The sequence below is a fragment of the Mycobacterium persicum genome (assembly GCF_002086675.1).
In the GTDB taxonomy this organism is placed as follows: Bacteria; Actinomycetota; Actinomycetes; order Mycobacteriales; family Mycobacteriaceae; genus Mycobacterium; species Mycobacterium persicum.
Genome location: NZ_MVIF01000222.1, coordinates 1 through 1,757, shown reverse-complemented (window position 1 = coordinate 1,757; position 1,757 = coordinate 1). Strand labels below are relative to the sequence as shown.

Below are 1,757 nucleotides of genomic sequence, written 5' to 3'. Positions count from 1 at the left end.
GAACCACCATATTTCGCGGGCATTCCTACGTGAGGCATCGACTAATTTTCGCGGGCATATTGACGTGAGGCATCACGGCCGCCACCCCAACACGACGGTGGCCCGCCGCGCGAATCGCCGGGTTGCGCCGCAGCGCACGGGCCCCGGCTGGTAAGGATGTCGCCATGATCGAGATCACCTTGCTGGGCACCGGCAGCCCCATTCCCGACCCGAACCGCGCCGGGCCGGCCACCTTGGTGCGGGCCGGCGGGCAGGTGTTCTTGATCGATTGCGGGCGCGGTGTTCTGCAGCGCGCGGCCGCTGTCGGCGTGGGCGCCGCCGGTTTGTCGGCGCTGCTGCTCACTCATCTGCACAGCGACCACATCGCCGATCTCGGCGACGTGATCATCACCAATTGGGTCACCAACTTCGCTCCCGCTCCCCCGCCGCTGCAGATCATCGGGCCGCCGGGCACCGCCGAGGTGGTGGCGGCGACGCTGCGGGCCTTCGGGCACGACATCGGCTACCGCATCGCCCACCACGCCGATCTCAACGCACCGCCGCCGGTCGAGGTCCACGAATACACCGACGCCACCGTGTGGGACCGCGAAGGAGTGACGATCCGGGTGGCGCCCACCGATCACCGGCCGGTGGCGCCGACGATCGGGTTCCGGATCGAATCCGGCGGCGCCTCGGTGGTGTTGGCCGGCGACACCGTGCCGTGCGCCAGCCTGGACGAGCTGGCCACCGGCGCAGATGCCTTGGTGCACACCGTTATTCGAAAGGACATCCTCTCCCATGTCCCGCAGCAGCGGGTCAAAGATGTCTGCGATTATCACTCGTCGGTGCAGGAGGCGGCGGCAACCGCGAACCGCGCCGGGGTGGGGACCCTGGTGATGACACACTACGTGCCGGCCATCGTGGCAGGCCAGGAGGACCAGTGGCGGGCTTTGGCCGCGACCGAGTTCAGCGGAGCGATCGAGCTCGGCGACGATCTGCACCGAGTCGAGGTGCACCCCCGGCAATAACGGGCCGTAATGCACGGACTTGGGCTCGCACCGCGATACGATCCAGTCTCCGACCAGTGCTCTTGATCTCGCTCGATCTCAGAGGTGCGCCATGTCGTATGTGATCGCAGGTCCGGCGGCAATCGCTGCGGCGGCCACCGAATTGGCCGGAATCGGTTCGACGATCGGCCAGGCCAACGTCAACGCGGCGGCCATGACGGCCGGCGTGCCGGCGGCCGCCGCCGACCAGGTGTCAGCGGCCGTCGCGGCGTTCTTCGCGGCTCAGGCTCAGGGCTATCAGGGCATCAGCGCCCAGATGGCGGCGTTTCACGACCGGCTAGTGCAGGCCCTGTCCGCCGGCGGGGCGGCCTACGCCGGTGCCGAGGCCGCCAGCGCCCAGAACCTGCTCGATCTGATCAACGCGCCCGCCCTGGCGCTGTTCGGCCGCCCGTGGATCGGCAACGGCGCCGACGGCGGGACCGTCGGCGGAATAGGTCAGCCCGGCGGGCCGGGCGGACTGCTCTATGGCAACGGCGGCCGGGGTGGCAACAGCGCGCTGGCCGGCGTCGCCGGCGGCAACGGCGGGGCCGCCGGCCTCATCGGTAACGGCGGCACCGGCGGCACCGGAGGCACCGGAGGCAGCGGCGGGCTGGGTGGCAACGCCTTCCTGATCGGCGGCGGCGGCGCCGGGGGCACCGGCGGCGCGGCCGTCGGTGCCGGGTTCGCGGGCAGCGGCGGCAACGGCGGGTTGGGCGGCCTGCTGTATGGCAA

Annotated in this window: 2 protein-coding genes; both read left to right on the top strand. The window is 70.7% G+C overall.

The features are described 5' to 3' along the window. The first annotated feature begins 164 nt into the window (after positions 1 to 164). Positions 165 to 1,007, top strand: coding sequence for a ribonuclease Z (locus BST40_RS27985; protein ID WP_075545210.1), 843 nt, complete (start codon positions 165 to 167; stop codon positions 1,005 to 1,007). Between the two features lie 91 nt (positions 1,008 to 1,098). Then, positions 1,099 to 1,757, top strand: a 659-nt coding sequence (locus tag BST40_RS27980) for a PE family protein (protein ID WP_142276851.1), incomplete at its 3' end; no start/stop codon positions are given.

Bases quoted from the DNA above. Each gene is read 5' to 3' on its own strand.
- BST40_RS27985 (WP_075545210.1), top strand. From the start codon at position 165: ATGATCGAGATCACCTTGCTGGGCACCGGCAGCCCCATTCCCGACCCG.